We start from the raw sequence: 20931 nt of genomic DNA, 5'->3' as shown, positions 1-20931 counted from the left end.
ATAAATCTATGAACGTATTTTAAGAGTGCTTTTAGCAGCGAGCCGACAAGGCTACCACTTGCAGCTGTTGCAGATTGTGACTTATAAAGTCGTTGAAAAATCGAAGGGAAGCTCTAATGCTTGAAATAATATCCCCTCTTGTAAAAACAGCATATCCCCTACGCAGGCAATGCAACAATGTTTTTCTGCGTTTCTTTTCCATTGAAAGAAGAATTTTCGTAGTGCCAACCGTATTTAATTGCGATACGTTTGCATCTATTTTTGTTCTTCAGTCTTCAATATTCAATCCACTAATAATAAAAAAATGAAAATATTTCTCCTGCGTTTACGAGTCATGTGGCAACGCTTTCGCAATGGCGATCGTTATCAGCGCAAACAGCACATCCATTATGCAGCACAAGTTGAATCATTGATGCGGCGCGCCAATCCTTTCGCGACCTGGCAAGAGCGTGCCAATTGGGTGGTGGATATTGCAGAGTGGGTTCGACACGAAGCTACGGTATCCCTATTGGAAGATGATGCATGGCGGCGCGTTAAGCAACAGCGTGTTCTGTTTGTGTTGGATTGGCTTGATACGCATAAGGATGTGCGTCGCATCGTACAAACTACGTTGCAAAAAACTTTGCGTGAGGCCGCCGGACCAGAGTTGTTTTGTGCTACTGGTTTGCCGGCCGAGCCCGCTTTCTTTAGCGAATTATCTGAGCACATTTTTAAGCATGTGCTACCGAAGCCACCTTCTGAACCCGATCTGTCCGTGTTGTTTACCGCGATGTTTCCTCATCCGGATGACGTAGATTGGCTGCTCGAACTAGATGCCAATACGCTGAGCCGGATATGGAAATTGACATCAGACGTCAATATCTCACACGTGTACTTACAGCAAATTGATGAAGCCTTGCTGTATCTGATGACTGTTGTGTTGGCCGATGGATTGAGTAAAGCCTTTCGCGACCGGCTTGATCCCAAAATGCCGTTGCAATCGACGCCGTTTTCAGTATTGCGACGCGAGCTGGAAAAATATTTGCAACACAGGGGAAATGCGCCGTCCACACAAGCAGCGCTTCGCAGCGTAAGGATGCTGATCGCGGTATGTCAGGCACAAACTGATCGAATTTATGCGCATCTTGATGAATATGGCGTCTCGGTGAGTCTGGTGTATAGGGTAGAGCGGATGCGTGCGCACTTAAATCGCATCACGCATTTGATTGATTTACGTGCGGCAGCGACGGCACAATCTGCTGCGTTTGTTGCGGATGACGTATTGGTACTATCGCTTCCCGAGTTTGATGACATTACTATTGCGACCAAACAGAGTAACCCTATGGCTGGGCAAATCCAGATGTTATTGGTCGATTTTATTGTGGCACACCATCACCGTGCTTCAATCCGCGGATTGATTGGCCGCAGTTTTTCTTTATTGGCACGCAAGATGGTTGAGCGTAATGCTGATCATGGAGAGCACTATATCGCTCGTGATAATGCAGAGTACCGCTCGATGCTAAAAGCCGCCAGTCGTGGCGGCGTGCTCACCGCTTTCACTGTTCTTGGGAAAACCTTGCTGTCGTCGGTAGGATTCGCACGATTTTTTGAAGGTATATTTGCTTCGCTCAATTATGCCGTGAGCTTTTTGGCGATCTCGGCCATTGGTGGCGCGCTGGCGACCAAACAACCAGCCGTCACGGCGCCAGCTTTGGCAGCCAAGATGGAGCAATTGGATACGATAGAAGGTTTGCGTGGATTATTAGTGGAAATCGCGCAAATATTGCGTTCGCAAGCAGCGGCCGTATTGGGGAATTTGATGGCGGTGGTGCCCACTATGCTGGCGATCTCTCTGGTTATGACATTCATTTTTCACGCGCCTGTGATGGATGCGCAGCATGCGAACGATACTATCCAAGGTCTTTCGATTATTGGGTTAACGCCATTTTTCGCGGCGCTGACAGGCGTTTTATTGTGGTTATCCAGTTTGGCTTCAGGATTTGCGGATAACTGGTTTGCGCTTCGGCGTTTGCGTGAAGCATTGAGTCATCAGCGTCGTTTGGTCTATATTTTGGGCGCGGTGAGGGCTGAACGTTGGGCGACCTGGCTGGATCGCAATGTGGCGCTAATCGTCGGCAATATCTCTCTTGGATTTTTGCTGGGCATGTCGCCGGTAATCGCGCAGTTCTTCGGCTTGCATCTGGATGTCCGTCATGTCACTTTGGCTACTGGATCACTGACCGCCGCGGCGAGCAGTTTGGGATGGCAAAGCTTGTTGACTCCGCAGTTTTGGCTGGCGGTCTGCGGAATTGCGAGTATTGGATTACTCAATGTTGGTGTCTCATTTGCGTGCGCCCTGACTTTAGCGCTGCGCGCCCGGGCGGTTCCGCCACGGATTCGTCGTGTGGTATTTCGTGCGGTGTTGCGACGCTTTACTACCTCGCCACGTTTTTTCATTTTCCCGGACGCGCCGTCTACGGCATCGGCCGCTACTGTAGTAGACGCAGCGCCGATTGAGTCAACACAAGATGAGATTGTGATTGAAAAAAAACACCATTAATTGATGCCGGTCTGCTTGGAATATAGCTTTTAGTAATAATCCATATTGTGAAAATAGTAAGCTCTGATCTCTTTACTGTATTATGATTTCGCACGCTTTGTGCCTTGTGAATGTGAGAGCGAACAGCATTGTGTCTCGGCGGCGACAGACAGATGATGCTGGATTTTTCCGTTGTGTTAACAGCATGGCTGCCACACATTACAAGGTTAATATGCCTTAAAACGAGATTGCATTAAGGCAATTGTTAGACGTGGACTAGCTATTGATCTTGGGTTAGAATTAGTCGGTTTTAGTGTCAGGTACGCAATAAAATTACTACAATACCCTCACTAAATCGCATTAAACCAATGGCAATAAGAAATATAAAAGTACCGGTTCATTTTTTTAAATCTACCCGCTATTTACCCTCAGCTATTATGAAAAAACTAATTGCACTTCTCGCACTTGCGAGTGTTGCTCACATCGCCGCAGCAGCGGACGTTGTAGGCAATGCTAAGGCAGCTGAAAATAAGGTTTCAATGTGCATAGGATGCCATGGCATTCCCGGCTATAAAGCTAGCTTCCCCGAGGTTTTTCCAGTGCCAATGTTAGGCGCGCAATCTGCAAAATACATTGAAGCAGCGCTGAAAGAATACAAAGAGGGAACGCGTAAAAACCCCACCATGCGCGGAATTGCCGCAAGTCTGTCGGAACAAGATATGGCTGATGTAGCAGCTTATTATTCTCAGCAAAAGAAGTGAAAATAAGAGGAAACCACAGATGAAAAAAATTCTTGTTAGCCTGATATTTTTGCTCTCAGCAAGTGCCGCGATGAATAGTATGGCGAGCGGTAATATCGCTGCTGGTGAAGCGGCGGTTAAAAAATATTCTTGCTTTGCCTGCCATGGCGCAGATTTCAATACCCCGATAGATCCGACTTACCCTAAATTAGCTGGGCAGCATGCTGATTATCTGGCGCACGCATTACATGCCTATAAGCGCGGTGCGGATGGTCCAAATGGACGTGGCAATGCCATTATGGTCGGGCAGGTGGCACCGCTCAATGATAAAGATATTGATAACATCGCGGCCTATTTGCATAGTTTGCCGGGCAGTTTAGTATTGCGTAAATAGTCGGCAAGTAGCTGATTGAAAAAAACCACCTGAATTCAGGTGGTTTTTTTATTGGACTTAGCTTTTGAGCAAAACATAATGGCAGGAACAGTGCATCTGTCCTTCTTTTGCTTACTTTTCCTGGCGAAGCAAGAAAAGTGAGTCGCTGTCGGGCCATTTCCCGACATCGCCATCACCGCGCAGTGACGACCCAATCAAGAAAACCGTTATTAGGGCAAGCTATACAATCACATCCCATCCATCTTATGCATCCGTTGCCGATATTCTCCCGGCGACGCCCCCGTCCATTTTTTAAACGCCCGGTGAAATGCACTAGGTTCCGCAAAACCCAATTCCACGGATATATCAATAACACTTTTTGAAGAATGACAAAGTGAATCGATTGCCATATCGCGGCGCAACTGATCTTTAATGGCTTGAAATGATTGCCCTTCCTCCTCCAGGCGCCGGCGCAGAGTCGATCGCGTCATGTTCAAGCCCGCAGAAAATGCATCAAAATCCGGCCATTCCGTGCCCGCTGTCGCTTGCAGTCTGCGCCGGATTTTGGCCGAAAAACTCGAACTGTTCTTATACTTAAGAACAATATTTGCAGGTGCGCCACGGAGAAATTCCTTGGCTGTCAGTTCGTTTTGAATGACCGGAAGTGTCAGGTAGGTTTGATCAAAGGTGAGGGAGGTGGCTATTTCGTTAAATCGTAGCTGAGTTGAATACATTAAACGGTACTCGGCACTATAAACCGGCTCTGGATAAGCGAAGGCTGCAGCCACAATCGGTATGCGCCGTCCGATCAGCCAGCAGGCCAGACCATGCTGCATCATCAATAAAGTCTCGTGCCCGAACACCCTCTGTGGCTGATTGAGAGCACGTTCTTGAATCACAATACGACTATACCGTCCTTCGCTAACCAGGCTGCAGCGATAATCGTCCAGCAACAAATTGAAAAATCGCAGCATGCATAACAACGCGCTTTTTAGTGTTGTGCAATGAATCAGTGTGTGGCACATCATCGCAAAACTTCCAACCTTCATGCGGCGTGAGTCCTGCCCAAATATCTCATCATCCAAAGTACGCGCAACCGCCAACCAAAGCGCACCGTAATGCGTCGCTGAAACACGTGCTTGCGGGGCCTCCAACAAAGCGGGAGCAATACCCACTTCACTTAGCAGTGCAGCTGTGTCTAAGCCGCGTTCATGTATTGAGCGCAGTGCAGACTGAACAAAGTGGATGGATACACTGCCTTTTTCCATATGAAGCATCAATATTTGGCAAAATAGGATGTAGTATAACTGGCCTGACTACCAGATTCCTTTGGTATATTTAACCAAAACCTTTGCATCCATGATGAAGTCAAATCCATTATCCCGTTCCAGATGCTTTTCGCCATCCGCGTGAGAATCTGCCAAAGAACTACTTAGTGCGCGTACGGCCGGAACTGAGATAGTCGGCGATTGAATCCTGAGTAACTTCACCCAGATAACTGTTGTCCTGGTCGATCACGGGCATCCAACTGGTGCTGTGCTTGTACATCTTGGACAGCACCACGCGCAGATTCTCGTCCGGTGCAGCACTGACGGCAAACGGCTTCATTTTGTCTATGCAAGCGCCCAGCGCACCACGCGCATCGCGCCTTGTCACATAACCTAACGCATGATTGTCGGCGTTGGTGACTGTCGCGTAACGGTGGTCGTGCTCATCCATCACGCCATATGCAGTCGCCATACTGGCGTCTTCCCGCACTGTTGCAGAGTTGGCAGCAGCATCGCCGGCGCGCACCAGCAACAGACGTTTCAAGGTTGCGTCCTGGCCGACAAAAGAGCCGACGAATTCATCCTTTGGACGAGCCAATAAAGTATCCGGATGGTCCACCTGAACCAATTTTCCGGCGCGAAAAATCGCTATCTTGTCGCCCAGTTTAATCGCTTCATCGATATCGTGACTGACCATGATGACAGTCTTGTTTAGCTGACGTTGCATCTGGAAAAATTCGTTCTGAATCGATTCGCGGTTAATCGGATCGACCGCGCCGAACGGTTCATCCATCAACAGCACCGGAGGATCGGCCGCCAGTGCGCGAATCACGCCGATGCGCTGCTGCTGACCACCCGACATTTCACGCGGGTAGCGCGCCAGAAAACGTTTGGGATCGAGCGCCACCATTGCCATCAATTCGGTAGCGCGCTCGTGGCAACGTTTCTTGTCCCAGCCGAGCAAGCGCGGCACCACAGTAATGTTTTCTTCAATGGTCATGTTGGGAAACAAACCGACTTGCTGGATCACATAGCCGATTTTCCGACGCAGGCTGACTTCATCGAGATCAGAAGTATCTTCACCATTCAACAGCACACGACCGGAAGTCGGCATAATCAAGCGGTTGATCATTTTTAGAGTGGTAGTTTTGCCGCAGCCTGAGGGGCCCAGGAATACGCAGATTTCACCTTCGGCAACCGTCAGGTTAACCTCATCCACTGCTTTAACTTTACTGCCATTTTTTTGAGTAAATACTTTACTGAGTTGATCGAGTTGAATCATGATTTTTGCATTCCTTTCGGTGTGAGCAGTCGTTGCAGGATTTGCAGCAGCATGTCGGCGACAATCGCCAGCAAGCTAATCAGTACCGCGCCGACTACTAGTTTTTGCATATTGCTTTGGCTGATGGCGTGCAGGATCAAGACACCCAAGCCGCCAGCGCCGATAATCGCAGCGACGGCCATCACGCCGATATTCATTACCACGGCGGTTCGGACGCCACCCAGAATGACCGGTACTGACAAGGGCAAATCGACCAGCCGCAGTCGCTGCCAGAAAGTCATACCAATGCCGATGCCGGCTTCCTTGATGCCGTGATCGATGCCATCCAACGCCAGATAGGTGTTGCGCATGATTGGCAGCAAGGAGTACAGGAACACCGCCGTAATCGCAGGCAATGGTCCAAGTCCCTGACCGAAACGGGAGAATAACGGGATCATCAAGCCAAACAAAGCGATCGACGGCAGCGTCAGAATCACGGTAGCCAGGCCCATCATCGGACTGGCCAGCCAGCGATGGCGAATCATCACAATCCCTAGCGGCACGCCGATCAAAATAGCCAAGCCGACTGCCACCCCCACTAGCATCAGATGCTGAATGGTGAGATGCAGAATTTCAGGCCAGGCGCTTAGTAAATAATTAAAGAGTGTCATCGGGCATCCTTATAGCAAGCCTTCGGTGCGCAGGAAGTCTGCAGCAACCTGCGCTATCGGTAACTGATCAATATCGACCTTCTTATTCATCTCGGTCATCTTGGCGGTATCGATCTTGGCCGATAGCGCATTGAGCTGTTCTGCGAGCTGCGGGTTGGCGTCCAAAATTTCTTTGCGTACTATCGGTACCGCACTATAGAAAGGAAAGAAACCTTTGTCATCCTGCAGAAGCTTGAGATTGAAACCCTGAACCCGACCGTCCGACGAATAGGTCAGCCCGACATTTAACTGATCGTTGTGTAGTGCGGTGTACACCAGGCCTGCATCCATCTGCTTGACCTCGCTACGGTCCAGATTGAATCCGTACAGCGCTTGCAGCGGAGCCAGGCCGTCGGGGCGCGAAGCGAACTCAAAATCGACTCCCAACAGATATTTTTTATCAGGATCTTGCTGATGCATTTGATTGATTTTGTTGGCTAGATCTTCGATGGTATTCAAACCATCTTCATCGGCGCGCTTCTGTGGCACCGCCAGCGCGTAGGTATTGTTCAATGCAGACGGATTGAGCCAGACGAGATTTCGGCGCGCATCCAGTTCCTTGACTCGTTGATAGGATTCATCCTGATCTAATTTTTCATCTATTTTGTTGTACACAATCAAGGCAGTACCCGTGTAGTCCCACACGATATCGATCTGCCCGCTTTCCAGTGCCTGCCGCATGATGGTGGTGCCCAGGCCGTTCTTCAGATCGACCGTATATCCCTTGGCGCTCAAATATTGTTGCGTCATGGACGACAGTATCAACTGCTCGGTAAAGTTCTTGCCGCCGACTATCAGATTGGTCGCGCTTGCTTGCATCGTGCCGAACAGGCTGATCGTAAAGACGAGTAACGCTGTAATGCGTGGATTTCTCATGTGTGTTCCTTTATCAGAATAGGTAGCTATCAGTGCAACAGCCCGCGTTTGCTCAGATAGGCATTGCTGCCAAGCGAAACGATTGCATCTAGGATTAATGCCAGCACAGCGGTAGCAGTCGCGCCGAGCAGCAGTTGCCCGTGGTTGTTCAGATAGATACCTGGGAAAATCAGTCCGCCCAGACTTTCGCCGCCAATCAGAATCGACAACGGTGCGGTCCCGACAATGATTGCCAATGCAGTACGCACACCGCCGACGATGATCGGCAGGGCGTTCGGCAGTTCGACCCGAAACAATACCTGCAGCGGTTTCATGCCTATGCCCTTGGCCGCTTCCTTCATGGACGGGGAAACCTGTTTCAAGCCTTCATAAGTATTGCGCACGATAGGTAGCAACGCTGCCAGCCACAAGGCGATGATGGCTGGCCCGTCGCCGATACCGAACAGGGCCAGTGCCAGTGCGAGTACTGCCATGGAGGGGATGGTGTTGCTGATATTGAATATTTGCATCCACTTCTCGGCGTGCCGCGCAAAATAAGGCCGGCTCAGTAAAACACCGGCAGGTATGCCGCACAGCAGCGCCAGCGACATTGACCAGCCGACCAGAACCAGATGACGTCCGGTGTAATAAATCAAGTCGCCTTGGTATTGGTGGATAACTGCGGGGCCGATCGACCAGGCTATGATGGCCACGATCAGCATAGTGATGGCTGCGCCAACCATAGCGTTGCGATAGCAATTCGTCATGCATACTCCCTTGCACATGTGGCGGTGGTAAAACACAGGCCGCGACATTCAGGCGTTTGCCTGCGAGCGCGCAACCGGATTTTTTCCGCTACGTATTGAATGACCGGCGAGCACGGAACCGCATAGGAATAGCAGGTACCTGTCAGCGCGACATACAACGTCAATTTTTGATGATCTCGTCCGGTCTTCCCGAAGGGAAGAGATTGAACAAGCCGACTACCGCATGGGGCGGTAAAGAATGCGAGAAATTTCTCGACTTTGATGAAACTCCGGCGTTGCCGAAGCGTGAGACAACCCGCTGATACGAGTCACGAAACTCAAAAAATGTGCCGTTGAGGCAGCGCCATGTTGTTAAGTGTTTGCCATTATAGCCGATTTCTTTGATAACGTCCAGTAATGAAATTTTCGAAAGCTATTACCCGAATGTCTTAAGCGCACAATAACATACGATTTATGCAATGAATATCAGAAAAGGATGATTTTTGTAATAATAAAATGCGGAGGACAACGACGAAAGTGCACTGAAAAAATGCAGTAGGAGGAATGCAGCCAGTCAAAGGTGTCGCCAGGCCGATCATATGGCAAATTTTGCCAGGAAAATTGAACCATTCAGGCATATTCTATGGTTCTCAGCTTTGCTAATCTTTCCCAGTCGATCAAACAATTTTGAGGATATTGCAAGCATGAATCAAGCAAAACAGCAGGCGGAATCCAAGAGCATTCCTACCGTCAAATTATTAATCAACGGTGAATTCGTTGACTCCACTTCCACGGAATGGCGCGATATTGTCAATCCAGCGACGCAGCAAGTATTGGCGCGGGTGCCGTTCGCTACGAATGACGAAGTCAATCGTATTGTCGCTTCAGCAAAAGCCGCTTTCCACACTTGGCGCAAAACGCCGATAGGTGCTCGCGCCCGTATTTTTCTCAAGTACCAGCAGCTAATCCGCGAGAACATGAAAGAACTGGCTGCATTGCTGACGGCAGAGCAGGGCAAGACCTTGCCGGATGCGGAAGGCGATATTTTCCGCGGTTTGGAGGTGGTCGAGCATGCGGCCAATATCGGCAATCTGCAGATGGGCGAACTGGCAAACAATGTTGCTAGTGGCGTTGATACATACACGCTGCAGCAAGGGCTGGGCGTCTGTGCCGGTATCACACCATTCAATTTTCCGGCCATGATTCCGCTTTGGATGTTTCCGATGGCGATCGCCTGCGGCAATACCTTTGTGTTGAAACCGTCCGAGCAAGATCCTATGGTCACTATGCGCCTGGTCGAATTGGCGCTGGAGGCGGGCATTCCACCTGGCGTACTTAACGTGGTGCATGGCGGTGAAGCGGTGGTTAATGCGCTGTGCGATCACCCGGATATCAAGGCAATTTCGTTTGTCGGTTCAACCAAAGTCGGTACCCATGTGTATCACCGCGCAACGCTTGCCGGCAAACGCGTGCAATGCATGATGGGCGCGAAAAATCACGCGATCGTGCTGCCAGATGCCAACAAGGAGCAAACCCTCAACAGTATCGCTGGCGCTGCTTTCGGTGCCGCTGGACAGCGCTGCATGGCGCTTTCAGCCATTGTGCTGGTGGGTGAGGCCAATAACTGGATACCCGAACTGGTCGAAAAGGCCAGGTCGCTCAAGATCAATGGCGGTACCGAAGTCAACACCGATATCGGACCGCTCATTTCCTGCGCCGCGCGTGAGCGCGTGGAAGGTTTTATTGCCAGTGGAATTGAAAGCGGCGCCAAGCTCGAACTGGATGGTCGAAATCCTGATGTGCCGGGTTATAAAGACGGCAATTTTGTTGGCTCGACCATTTTCTCCGGCGTTAAGCCGGGTATGAAGATTTACGATCAAGAAATTTTTGGGCCAGTACTGTGCATCGTTTCAGCCGCAACACTGGACGAGGCAATTGAATTTATCAATGACAATCCCAACGGTAACGGCACTGCAATTTTTACGCAGTCAGGAGCGGCGGCGCGCCGGTTCGAAGAAGAAATCGATGTTGGTCAGATTGGTATCAACGTGCCGATTCCAGTGCCGGTTCCACTATTTTCATTCAGCGGTTCACGCGCATCCAAGTTGGGCGATCTCGGACCTTACGGCAAACAAGTCATCCTGTTTTATACCCAGACCAAGACGATTACCGCGCGCTGGTTTGAAGACGGCGCTGTGACGGGTGGCGTGAATACGACTATCTCATTGAAATAATACTAGGGCTGGATTACGTCATGGATTTTGATTTATCAGAAGACCAGCGGGCATTTCAGCAAACTGCCCGCGACTTTGCCGCAGGTGAAATGGCACCGCATGCAGCACAGTGGGATGCGCAAAGCTTTTTCCCTGTAGATGTCATCAAAAAAGCGGGTGCACTTGGGTTTTGTGGCATGTATACGCCAGAAGCAGATGGCGGCATGGGAATGTCGCGACTGGACGCCGAAATCGTGTTTGAGGAGCTGGCCAGCGCTTGTCCATCGACGACAGCCTACATCACTATTCACAATATGGTTTGCTGGATGGTGGCGAGCTGGGCAAATTCAAGCGTGCGCGCACATTGGGGGCCGTTGTTGGCCAGTGGCGATAAGCTGGGTTCATATTGTCTCACCGAACCGGGGGCCGGTTCAGATGCTGCATCACTCAAAACGCGGGCGGCGCTTATTGACGGATATTACTATCTCAACGGTACAAAAGCCTTTATCTCGGGTGCTGGTGCGACCGACTTGTTAGTGGTAATGGCGCGTACCGGTGGCGAAGGTGCTAAAGGTATTTCGGCGTTTGTCGTGCCGACCGATACGCCTGGCATCAGTTATGGTCGTAAGGAAGAAAAAATGGGCTGGAACAGTCAGCCTACACGCACCATTAGCTTCGATAACGTACGGATTCCACTTGATCATCGGTTGGGCGAAGAAGGCGCCGGCTTTAAGATCGCGATGCGCGGGCTTGATGGTGGGCGCATCAATATTGCGGCTTGTTCTATCGGGGCGGCACAAGCGGCGCTCGATGCGGCGAAATACTATATGAGTGAACGACGTCAGTTTGGTCGCAAGCTGGCCGATTTTCAGCATCTGCAATTCAAGCTGGCTGATATGTTGACCGAACTGGTTGCGGCGCGACAGGTGGTGCGTCTGGCGGCGACCAAACTTGATACGCAAACGCCGAACGCATCCGTTTATTGTGCGATGGCCAAACGGCTAGCGACTGATATCGGATTCGCGGTGTGCAACGAAGCTTTGCAAATTCATGGAGGTAATGGCTACATCCGCGAATATCCGTTAGAACGTTACCTGCGCGACGTCCGCGTCCATCAAATTCTGGAAGGCACCAATGAAATTATGCGCATGATCATTGCGCGTCATTTACTCGATAGTGCTGCCACTGAGGAAATCCGATGACAACTTACACCAATTTAAAGCTAGAAATAGTCGATCATAGCGCCATCGTCACTATTGCCAATCCGCCAGCCAACACCTGGACCCGAGATGGTCTGGCCGATCTGACCCGGCTGGTCAATGATCTGAATGCGGATCGAAATATCTACAGTCTGATCATTACTGGCGAAGGGCAAAAATTTTTTTCGGCAGGAGCCGATATTAATGCTTTTGCTGCGGGCGATAAAGCGATGGCACGAGAAATGGCGCGCCGTTTCGGCGAGGCGTTTGAAACTCTGTCGCAATTTCGTGGGGTCTCGATTGCAGCGATTAACGGTTACGCGATGGGCGGCGGGTTGGAATGTGCGCTTGCCTGCGATATCCGGATTGCTGAAGAACAGGTGCAGATGGCCTTGCCGGAAGCGTCGATCGGACTTTTACCCTGTGCGGGTGGTACGCAAATTCTGCCGTGGCTAGTCGGTGAAGGCTGGGCAAAACGCATGATCTTGTGCGGAGAGCGGGTCAATGCAGAAACTGCAATGCGTATTGGTTTGGTCGAAGAGGTAGTCGCACAAGGCGGTGCGAAAGAGCGTGCATTGCAAATGGCCCAACAAGTGGCAAAGCAAAGCCCATCCAGCATCGCTTCTTGCAAGCGTCTGATTGAGGGTGCTCGTCACAACCCATTAGGGCAAGTATTGCCGTTAGAGCGCGAATTGTTCGTTGATCTGTTCAATACCGAAGATCAGCAAGAAGGTGTTAATGCATTCCTGCAGAAGCGCGCGCCGGAATGGCGAAACAAATAAGTTAAATAAGCCAATTCTCGGACCTCGACAATAATGAAGGAGAACACATGAGCAATATCGGATTTATCGGTTTAGGCAATATGGGTGCGCCGATGGCGCACAATCTGTTGAAAGCCGGGCATGCATTGAGCGTATTCGATCTGTCTGCGGTAGCAATGCGGAAACTGGTCGATGCGGGAGCCAGTCAGGCAGCTTCAGCGCAGGATGCGGTATCGCATGCTGAGATTGTGATTTCTATGTTACCTGCCAGCCGTCACGTGGAGGGGCTGTACTTGGGGGATGAAGGTATCCTCGGCCACATCAAGCAGGGCACGCTGATCATTGAATGCAGCACGATTGCAGCGCAGTCAGCAAAAACGGTAGCCGCTGCTGCCAACGCTCGTGGCCTGGCGATGCTTGATGCACCAGTTTCCGGTGGTACCGGCGGTGCGCTAGTCGGTACCCTGACGTTCATCGTCGGTGGTGACGCCGAGGTACTGGAACGGGCACGTCCGATATTGTCGGCGATGGGCAAAAACATTTTCCACGCGGGTACCCATGGTGCCGGTCAGACTGCGAAAATCTGCAACAACATGCTGCTTGGCATTCTGATGGCCGGTACAGCTGAAGCGCTGGCATTGGGCGTGGCCAGCGGACTAGATCCTATTGTGTTGTCCGACATTATGAGTAAAAGCTCCGGTCGTAATTGGGCGCTGGAACTGTATAACCCCTATCCAGGCGTGATGGAAAACGTTCCGGCTGCACGCGGTTACACCGGTGGCTTTGGTGTCGATCTGATGCTGAAAGATCTTGGTTTGGCGACGGAAACCGCGCTCAATGCGCAAGCGTCGATACCTTTGGGTGAACTGGCGCGTAATCTGTACGCATTGCACAGTAAATCAGGTGCGGGAGTACTGGATTTTTCTAGCATAGTGCAAATGCTGCAAAAAGCGGAGTAGCGATTTTTTTGGCGTGAGCGATAAACAGAGTTAATGTTATTTAATTCAAAATAACCGATTGGATAATTATCGTCTTCCCCGCGTTCGCGAGAATGACGAGGTCATTTTCAAATCGATTATTTCGAATGACTTACATCAAAATAATTCAAAATATCTATGAGACAGGATGGGGCAACATGGCCGCTATTGAGAGTTTTCTAGAAGCGCGCGATTTTCTTCAGCAGCATCGCGAAGATTATGAAACGGCGTATCGTGATTTTCGCTCCCCAGCAATGACAACATTCAACTGGGCGCTCGATTTTTTCGATGCGCAAGCGTTCAACAACGATACACCTGCTCTGTGGATTGTTGACGAAGACGGCAGCGAGCAGAAACTATCTTTTCAGGAGATGTCTGAACGTTCGAATCGGGTTGCAAACTACCTGCGATCACTCGGTGTAAGCCGCGGGGATCGCTTACTGTTGATGTTGCCTAACCGTGTTGAATTATGGGATGTAATGCTGGCATGCATAAAGTTAGGCGTTGTGCTGGTGCCGACGACATTGCTGGTTTCTGCAGAAGATCTGATTGACCGTATGCAGCGTGGCGTTATTAATCATGTCGTTGCGGTGGCATCGGAAGGCGAAAAATTTTCTGCGGTTCCTTCTGCGATCGACGGTGACTATACTCGCATTTGCGTCGGTGGTCAGATTGAAGGTTGGCATAACTTGGCAGATAGTCGAGACGCATCGGCCGAATTCAAACCTGACGGACAGACGCAAGTTACTGATCCGCTCATGTTGTATTTCACTTCTGGCACAACATCTAAACCAAAGCTGGTGCTGCATAGTCATCAAAGTTATCCGGTCGGACATCTATCGACAATGTATTGGATAGGTTTGAAAAAAGGAGACATTCATTGGAATATCAGTTCCCCTGGCTGGGCCAAACATGCGTGGAGCTGTTTTTTTGCGCCGTGGAATGCCGGGGCTACTGTATTTGTGTATAACTATGCGCGGTTTAATGCCAAAGCAGCACTTAGTGTAGTCTGCCGTTGTAACGTGACATCCTTGTGCGCTCCGCCAACAGTTTGGCGCATGATGATCCAAGAAGATCTGACAAAGTTCACAGTGCCTTTGCGCGAACTTGTCGGTGCGGGTGAGCCGCTTAATCCGGAGGTCATTGATCAGGTGGAAAGTGCGTGGGGGATTCGCATTCGTGACGGTTTCGGCCAAACGGAAACCACTGCACAAATTGGCAATTCGCCCGGGCAGAAAGTAAAACCGGGATCGATGGGACGACCATTGCCAGGTTACCGGATTGCGCTTCTGGACGTGGATGACGATCCTGCGCAAGAGGGTGAAATTTCAATTGTGCTGGAATCTCGCCCTGTCGGCCTCATGCTCCGCTATGAAAGCGATGCCGATAAAACGGCTGAAGTGATGCGCTCCGGCCATTACCACACAGGTGATATTGCTACGATAGACGACGAAGGTTATTTTTTCTATGTTGGTCGCAATGACGATGTCTTTAAATCGTCTGACTATCGTATCAGTCCATTTGAACTTGAAAGTGTCATGGTGGAGCATGCGGCAGTCATGGAAGCGGCCATCGTGCCTAGTCCTGATTCACTGCGTCTATCTGTACCCAAAGCTTTCGTGACGTTGCGGGAAGGTTTTGAACCAAGCCGCGAGCTCGCCTTGTCGATTTTTCAGCTTTCGCGTGACAAGCTTGCACCCTACAAGCGCATCCGTCGTTTGGAGTTTGCCGATCTGCCGAAAACCATTTCTGGAAAAATTCGCCGAGTTGAATTGCGAAAAAAAGAGGAGAAACGTCAACCAGGCATTCGCGGGGTGAGCGAGTTTTGGGAAGAGGATTTTAGCGCTTGATCGGCCTTAAACTTTCCGTTTTATGCAGTCTATATAAGCGGCGCCATCCGGTGGCAAGCCACTACGCTGCGAATTCCAGATCATCTCGCCGAGACACTCCATGATGCGATGATGGGCCTCGTGTTCAGATTGCAGGCGCTGGGTCAATGCAGTTGCTGCAGCACGAATTCCTGGCGGCTGATCAATGGAAATTTGTTCTGCAATCGAGAGATGCATGGAGAGATGCAGGAAAGGATTGGTGCGACCATTTTCTACCGAATAATCCGCAGTGAGCGCGGTGTTGATGTCCGTAAGGTCATCGGCATATTCAGGGTGCTGTAAGACCCAGTCGCTGGCAATGGCTTCGATAGGCGTTAATATTTCGTTAGCACGATGTTTGCGATACGTCTCGCAAAAAAATTGCCGGACTTCGTTTTGTGACGGATTGAACATGATGATTTCTGATTATTTTAAATATTTTGTTCTTTTAACTAATTAACCTGGCAATACCGAATGCCGCTGCAGCAGCAAGTCCGCCGACCAGCAAGGTTTGCATTCCCGATTTTAATGCGCCGGTTCCAGTCACACTACCTTTGAGATAACCAAATACAAACAGCGCAAATAAGGTTACCACCGTTGATATGGTGAGTGCCGTTGATACTGACTTGCTGACCATGTATGGTGCCAGCGGAATCAACCCGCCAACTAAATAGGATAACGCAATCGTCAAAGCACTTTTTCTGGCCGCAGCTGGTTGCGGCTCTTCCAGCCCCAGTTCAAAACGCATCATGAAATCGCGCCAGGCGATGGGGTTGCGCTCCAAACCAGCCAGCATCGGTTCGCACTCTGATTTGGTGACACCGTATTGCGCCATGATGTCGATCACTTCTTTGCGTTCACGATGAGGAACATTCAAAATTTCTTGCTCTTCACGATCGCGCTCGGCCAAGTAATGTTGACGCTCAGTGCGCGCGGCCAGATAACCGCCTAAACCCATAGCGATTGAGCCTGCAGCGATTTCCGCGACACCGGCGGTGACGATAATATCGATGCCGGCGGCAACGCCACTAATCCCGGCAGCCAGCGCAAAAGGTACCGTCAAGCCATCAGCCATGCCGATGACGATATCGCGTACTGTGTCGCTGGCTTCGAAATGATGCTCAGTGTGAGGATGTGCGTGCGAGGATGAATGAGGCATGAGGTTTATATACCCGGTTGTAATAACTGTTCTGGTAACGGTGTTTTTGATTTGTAATCACATAAATCCGCGATGATGCAGTTCCAGCACTGTGGCTTGCGGGCGATGCAAGTATAACGGCCATGCAAGATTAACCAATGATGTGCATCTAATTGAAATTCTGCAGGGACTAATTTCATCAGCTTGTGTTCGACCACATTAACATCTTTACCGGGAGCGATGCCGGTGCGATTGGAGACGCGAAAAATATGCGTATCAACAGCGATCGTAGGAACGCCGAATGCGGTATTGAGTACGACGTTGGCCGTCTTCCGGCCAACACCGGGCAGGGCTTCCAATTCTTCGCGTGTACGCGGCACTTCGCCGCCATGCAAGTCGATCAACATCTGACAGGTTGCGATGGTGTTTTTAGCTTTGGTGCGGAACAAACCTATGGTTTGGATATACGGAATTAAACCATCAACACCCAGCGCCAGTATTTTTTCGGGCGTATTGGCGACAGGGTAGAGCAGACGCGTGGCTTTGTTGACTGAAACATCGGTCGCTTGCGCTGATAACAGCACTGCAATCAATAACTCAAAAGGTGAGGTGTACTCCAGTTCAGTGGTGGGATGCGGCATGGCATTACGCAGTCGCGTAAAAATCTCACGGCGTTTTTCCGCGTTCATGTTTGATCATCCTTAATTTGCTGTTCTTTTTTTAGCCGTGCGCGCTCAATCGCTGCCTGAATAATGGCTTTTTTACGGGCTTGCTCAGCTTGTTGTTCTGGATTAGCGGCACTTTCGCTCTCTAATACCTTGAGTTTTTCAGCTGCCTTGGCTGCCAGACGGGCATCATTTTCCTGCTTTTCACGCTGCAAACGCAGGGTTCTGAAATCATGGCGGGCACGCGCATCATCGGCCTGTTGTTGTGTCCATGCATCCCAGCCAGTTTTAGTGTCAGTGACATTGACCATGCTGATACAGTCGACCGGACAGGGTGCTACGCATAAATCACAACCAGTACATAAAGCATTTATCACCGTATGCATTTGCTTGGCTGCACCCATGATGGCATCAACCGGGCAAGCTTGAATGCACAGCGTACAGCCTATGCAGACAGCTTCATCAATCAAAGCGACTGGGCGTGGACGTTCTGCGCCGTTATCCGGATTGAGTGGAATAACAGGCTTGCCCAATAACTGAGCTAAACGGACTACACCTTGTTGGCCGCCGGGCGGGCATTGATTGATATTTGCGCGGTCTTCAGCAATTGCTTCTGCATATGGACGGCATGCGGGATAGCCACACTTGCTGCATTGTGTCTGAGGAAGTAACGCTTCTATGCGATCAGCGAGAGATGATACTGTGGAGTTGAGCACGACGGGCGATGTTAACGTAAAGGCATATTATCCAGTAAATCGGCGATGTACCAAATAAAAAAACCGCTCATCGTAAGAGAACGGTTTTTTAATGCTGAAACTCTGCGTGTTATTAATTATTCTCTTTAATGAACTCTGCAATTTTTGGGGCCACCATTTCGCGCCAGCGACGGCCTGAGAATATGCCGTAGTGACCACATTTCTCTGCCATGTAATGACGTTTTTTTGCTTTTGGAATGGATGAGCACAAATCATGGGCCGCTTTGGTTTGACCTATACCAGAGATGTCGTCCAGTTCACCTTCAATCGTGAACAGCGCGACACTCTTAATGTCTTGCGGTTTCACTAACTTTCCTTCTACTTCCCAAGTGCCTAATGGCAGACTGAAATCCTGAAACACCGTTTTAATGGTTTCAAGATAATAGTCTGAGGTCATGTCGAGTACGGCATTGTAGTCATTGTAAAATTTGCGATGATTTTCAGCAGACTCATCATCGCCTTCCCGCAAGTGCATATAAAAATCCCAGTGACTTTGCGCATGACGATTAGGATTCATTGCAATGAATCCTGCATGTTGCAAGAAGCCAGGATAGACTTTCCGCCCAAAGCCAGGGTAGTTTGCCGGAACGCTATAGATCACCGTATTTTCAAACCAGCTATAAGGCTTTTCAGTAGCGAGATTATCTACTTCCGTTGGCGATACGCGCGGGTCAATCGGACCACCCATCATGGTCATACTTTTAGGTAGTTTTGCATCTTTTTCACTGGCCATTAAAGAAATAGCCGCCAATACCGGGACGGTAGGCTGGCAAACTGATATCACATGCAGATCAGGGCCAAGCAAACGAATGAATTCTTGTACATAGTAGATGTAATCATGCAAATGGAAGTCACCAGCTTCCACCGGCACCATACGAGCATCAAGCCAATCGGTGATATAGACGTCGTGATCCGGCAACAAGCCACGTACTGTGTCGCGTAATAAAGTGGCATGGTGACCGGAAAGCGGTGCTACTAACAAGACGGTCGGCTGTTTGAGCGCGCTAATTTCTTTGTCGCTTAAATTCTTTTTGAAATGCAACAGACGGCAAAATGGCTTAGTAACGGAGATTTCTTCGTTGATGGCAACTTCTTTACCGTTGACTAGCGTTGTTTGAATATCGAATGCTGGCTTTTCATAATCTTTACCCAAACGATATAGCAGTTCATAGCCCGCACCGATACGCTGCGCAAAAGGCGTATGAGCCAATGGCGAAATTGGGTTCGTAAACAGTTTGGCGCTAGTTTCAGCGAACTGAATTAGCGGGCCAAACAATGAGCGATTAAGTTCGTGAATTTGATACAGCATGTAAACCTCTTCGATGACTCTTTGCCGGGTTGGCTTAAAAAATGCTAATTGTGCAACGCAGCATTGGTCTTATTCTAACTGATCCACTCGAGTTAAGTGCTATGAATTTGTGCATTTAACATAATTTAATAATTCTAAAACAACCAAGATAGCCGCAAGTCGGGGCTTGGCAGTTGAATGCATGCATTAACTTCAAGTGTTGTTTTGCAATAAAAGTAACAGTAAATTTCAAGTTACAAATGCACTATTGTACGACTGGTATTAAAAATTTCCTATAGGGAAATGTTCAAGCAGTTCGTGGTCGAAGATTAAGAAAATTAGCGGCTATAAGAGTGCTTATCGATTTTTTGAGAACTCAAAAGCGGCGACCCGAGCGGGAGGGAAATTGGCCCAGACTATATCGCTGGCGCGTTCGACGAAGTCGACCAGAACGCGATTATGCATGGCGCGTAAATCGTAGGTGAATTGAATTAATATGCCGCGCGCAGCGAGTGCACGCTGCCATTGCGCAAGGATAGCTTTAGCTTCGTGAGTGGGGAGTGAGCGTAGCGGCAGGCTGGAGACGATGGCGTCGATATGCGTATTGGCGGGTAGCAGATCGGCTAATTGCGCGGCGTCGCCGAGCACGATAGTCACATGCGGGAAGCGCTGACGCAGGTGTTGTACGAAGAGTGGGGAGCGCTCAATAACCAATAAGCGCTCAACTGCGATGCCGCGCTCTAGTAATGCTTTGGTAACGGCACCGGTGCCGCCGCCTAGCTCTATGACTAATCCATGGCCATTTTCTGGTACATGCGCCGCCATGCGCCAGGCAAGGCGATCAGAGCTCGGCCAGACAGCTCCCAAAGCGCGGGGCTTGTTGAAGAATTCTTGTGCGAATAACCATGGTACTGAATTTTTTACGTAACCAGCAATGCGCTGCATATAGCCTGAACTAAGCATCATCATGAAAAGGTATCCCTTAACCGCGGTTAGTCGTGTGTTTTTAAGTCGCTAACAAAATCAATAAGCAATAAGCAACAATGTTCAAGTTCATTACTGCATTGATTTCAGTAAAACACACAGCGATCACTTAGTCATTACTTGGTAATTAAGTCGGGCGTCATGACCGCTTTTAAATAAGTGCTTGCCAGATCACCACGCTCTCGTTGTGCAATCCACCAGACATTACTCTTGCGGATGGACCAGTTTTGCATGGAATCCGCAATCAGTAAAGCAGCGGTTTGCCCCAAGGTCGGTTGATGGCCAATGATGAGGACAGGTTCGCGTCCATCCGGCCAATTGGCAGCGGTCAGTAATTGTTGTGGGGTGCAGTCAGGTGCTAGATCAGTATGAATCTTAAATTTGCGACCTAGCGCTTCAGCGGTTTGTATAGTGCGCTTGGTGGGGCTGCAGAGAATTTTGCAGGTAGTGGGAAGATTATGGTCTAACCAATTGGCCATCTTCCACGCCTGTTTGTGGCCTTTGCTCGTCAAGGCACGACCTTCGTCTGGTTCGCCGATTTCCGCTTCGGCGTGCCGCCATAGAATTAGTTCCATGATTTTCTCTCGTTACTAAGTAAGTCCGCGTAACTGT

The 20931-nt window shown here is 49.7% G+C and carries 20 protein-coding genes; 8 read left to right on the top strand and 12 right to left on the bottom strand.

What is annotated here, in order from left to right:
• Window positions 1-304 precede the first annotated feature (304 nt).
• The 3 genes from GEV47_RS02325 (at window position 305) to GEV47_RS02315 (ending at window position 3652) form a co-directional block, all read left to right on the top strand.
• The gene (locus GEV47_RS02325) at window positions 305-2539 is read left to right on the top strand and encodes a site-specific recombinase (protein ID WP_153233087.1); all 2235 of its coding nucleotides are present in this window, start codon (window positions 305-307) and stop codon (window positions 2537-2539) included.
• A 416-nt stretch (window positions 2540-2955) separates the two neighbouring features.
• Window positions 2956-3279: a c-type cytochrome gene (locus GEV47_RS02320; RefSeq protein ID WP_153233754.1), complete on the top strand. Its 324-nt coding sequence runs from the start codon at window positions 2956-2958 to the stop codon at window positions 3277-3279.
• Window positions 3280-3298: 19 nt separating this feature from the next.
• Window positions 3299-3652: a c-type cytochrome gene (locus GEV47_RS02315; protein ID WP_153233086.1), complete on the top strand. Its 354-nt coding sequence runs from the start codon at window positions 3299-3301 to the stop codon at window positions 3650-3652.
• A 227-nt stretch (window positions 3653-3879) separates the two neighbouring features.
• Here GEV47_RS02315 and GEV47_RS02310 read toward each other — a convergent pair whose 3' ends face one another.
• The 5 genes from GEV47_RS02310 to GEV47_RS02290 form a co-directional block, all read right to left on the bottom strand.
• Complete coding sequence (locus GEV47_RS02310; protein ID WP_153233085.1) at window positions 3880-4899, bottom strand: AraC family transcriptional regulator; 1020 nt, start codon at window positions 4897-4899, stop codon at window positions 3880-3882.
• A 160-nt stretch (window positions 4900-5059) separates the two neighbouring features.
• Entirely contained in the window at window positions 5060-6181 is a 1122-nt protein-coding gene (locus GEV47_RS02305; RefSeq protein WP_153233084.1) for an osmoprotectant ABC transporter ATP-binding protein OsmV, read from the bottom strand.
• The gene (locus GEV47_RS02300; protein ID WP_153233083.1) at window positions 6178-6831 is read right to left on the bottom strand and encodes an ABC transporter permease; all 654 of its coding nucleotides are present in this window, start codon (window positions 6829-6831) and stop codon (window positions 6178-6180) included. The genes GEV47_RS02305 and GEV47_RS02300 overlap by 4 nt, the downstream gene beginning before the upstream one ends.
• 9 nt (window positions 6832-6840) lie before the next feature.
• On the bottom strand, window positions 6841-7746 hold the full coding sequence (locus GEV47_RS02295) for a glycine betaine ABC transporter substrate-binding protein (RefSeq protein ID WP_153233082.1): 906 nt from the start codon (window positions 7744-7746) through the stop codon (window positions 6841-6843).
• A gap of 29 nt (window positions 7747-7775) precedes the next feature.
• Complete coding sequence (locus tag GEV47_RS02290; RefSeq protein ID WP_153233081.1) at window positions 7776-8492, bottom strand: ABC transporter permease; 717 nt, start codon at window positions 8490-8492, stop codon at window positions 7776-7778.
• 683 nt (window positions 8493-9175) lie between these two features.
• Here GEV47_RS02290 and GEV47_RS02285 point away from each other — a divergent pair.
• The 5 genes from GEV47_RS02285 to GEV47_RS02265 all read left to right on the top strand — a co-directional run bounded on the left by GEV47_RS02285 (window position 9176) and on the right by GEV47_RS02265 (window position 15471).
• On the top strand, window positions 9176-10705 hold the full coding sequence (locus GEV47_RS02285; protein ID WP_153233080.1) for a CoA-acylating methylmalonate-semialdehyde dehydrogenase: 1530 nt from the start codon (window positions 9176-9178) through the stop codon (window positions 10703-10705).
• A 20-nt stretch (window positions 10706-10725) separates the two neighbouring features.
• Window positions 10726-11886 (top strand): acyl-CoA dehydrogenase family protein, encoded by a 1161-nt coding sequence (locus GEV47_RS02280; protein WP_153233079.1) that lies wholly within the window; start codon window positions 10726-10728, stop codon window positions 11884-11886.
• Window positions 11883-12665 (top strand): enoyl-CoA hydratase, encoded by a 783-nt coding sequence (locus GEV47_RS02275; RefSeq protein ID WP_153233078.1) that lies wholly within the window; start codon window positions 11883-11885, stop codon window positions 12663-12665. The genes GEV47_RS02280 and GEV47_RS02275 overlap by 4 nt, the downstream gene beginning before the upstream one ends.
• Window positions 12666-12712: 47 nt before the next feature.
• Complete coding sequence (gene mmsB / locus GEV47_RS02270) at window positions 12713-13603, top strand: 3-hydroxyisobutyrate dehydrogenase (protein ID WP_153233077.1); 891 nt, start codon at window positions 12713-12715, stop codon at window positions 13601-13603.
• Between the two features lie 176 nt (window positions 13604-13779).
• On the top strand, window positions 13780-15471 hold the full coding sequence (locus GEV47_RS02265; RefSeq protein WP_153233076.1) for an AMP-binding protein: 1692 nt from the start codon (window positions 13780-13782) through the stop codon (window positions 15469-15471).
• 6 nt (window positions 15472-15477) lie between these two features.
• Here the strand turns inward: GEV47_RS02265 and GEV47_RS02260 are convergent, their stop codons facing one another.
• From GEV47_RS02260 to GEV47_RS02230, 7 genes are all read right to left on the bottom strand, one after another.
• Window positions 15478-15903 carry a DUF1841 family protein gene (locus tag GEV47_RS02260; RefSeq protein WP_153233075.1) on the bottom strand — a complete coding sequence of 142 codons (426 nt, stop codon included), beginning with the start codon at window positions 15901-15903 and terminating at the stop codon, window positions 15478-15480.
• Window positions 15904-15937: 34 nt separating this feature from the next.
• Complete coding sequence (locus GEV47_RS02255; protein WP_153233074.1) at window positions 15938-16648, bottom strand: VIT1/CCC1 transporter family protein; 711 nt, start codon at window positions 16646-16648, stop codon at window positions 15938-15940.
• A gap of 5 nt (window positions 16649-16653) precedes the next feature.
• A complete protein-coding gene (gene nth / locus GEV47_RS02250; RefSeq protein WP_153233073.1) occupies window positions 16654-17316 on the bottom strand; it encodes an endonuclease III in 663 nt (220 codons plus the stop codon).
• Window positions 17313-18008, bottom strand: a complete 696-nt coding sequence (gene rsxB, locus GEV47_RS02245; RefSeq protein ID WP_322741520.1) for an electron transport complex subunit RsxB — start codon at window positions 18006-18008, stop codon at window positions 17313-17315. The genes nth and rsxB overlap by 4 nt, the downstream gene beginning before the upstream one ends.
• A gap of 112 nt (window positions 18009-18120) precedes the next feature.
• Window positions 18121-19356, bottom strand: coding sequence for a polyhydroxyalkanoate depolymerase (locus GEV47_RS02240; RefSeq protein ID WP_153233072.1), 1236 nt, complete (start codon window positions 19354-19356; stop codon window positions 18121-18123).
• A 336-nt stretch (window positions 19357-19692) separates the two neighbouring features.
• Window positions 19693-20298 carry a class I SAM-dependent methyltransferase gene (locus tag GEV47_RS02235; RefSeq protein WP_228124582.1) on the bottom strand — a complete coding sequence of 202 codons (606 nt, stop codon included), beginning with the start codon at window positions 20296-20298 and terminating at the stop codon, window positions 19693-19695.
• 137 nt (window positions 20299-20435) lie between these two features.
• Window positions 20436-20894: a SixA phosphatase family protein gene (locus tag GEV47_RS02230; protein ID WP_153233071.1), complete on the bottom strand. Its 459-nt coding sequence runs from the start codon at window positions 20892-20894 to the stop codon at window positions 20436-20438.
• Window positions 20895-20931 lie beyond the last annotated feature (37 nt).

Origin of the sequence: Glaciimonas soli, assembly GCF_009497155.1 — a bacterium.
In the GTDB taxonomy this organism is placed as follows: domain Bacteria; phylum Pseudomonadota; class Gammaproteobacteria; order Burkholderiales; family Burkholderiaceae_D; genus Glaciimonas; species Glaciimonas soli.
This window is presented reverse-complemented; position numbering and strand designations above follow the sequence as displayed.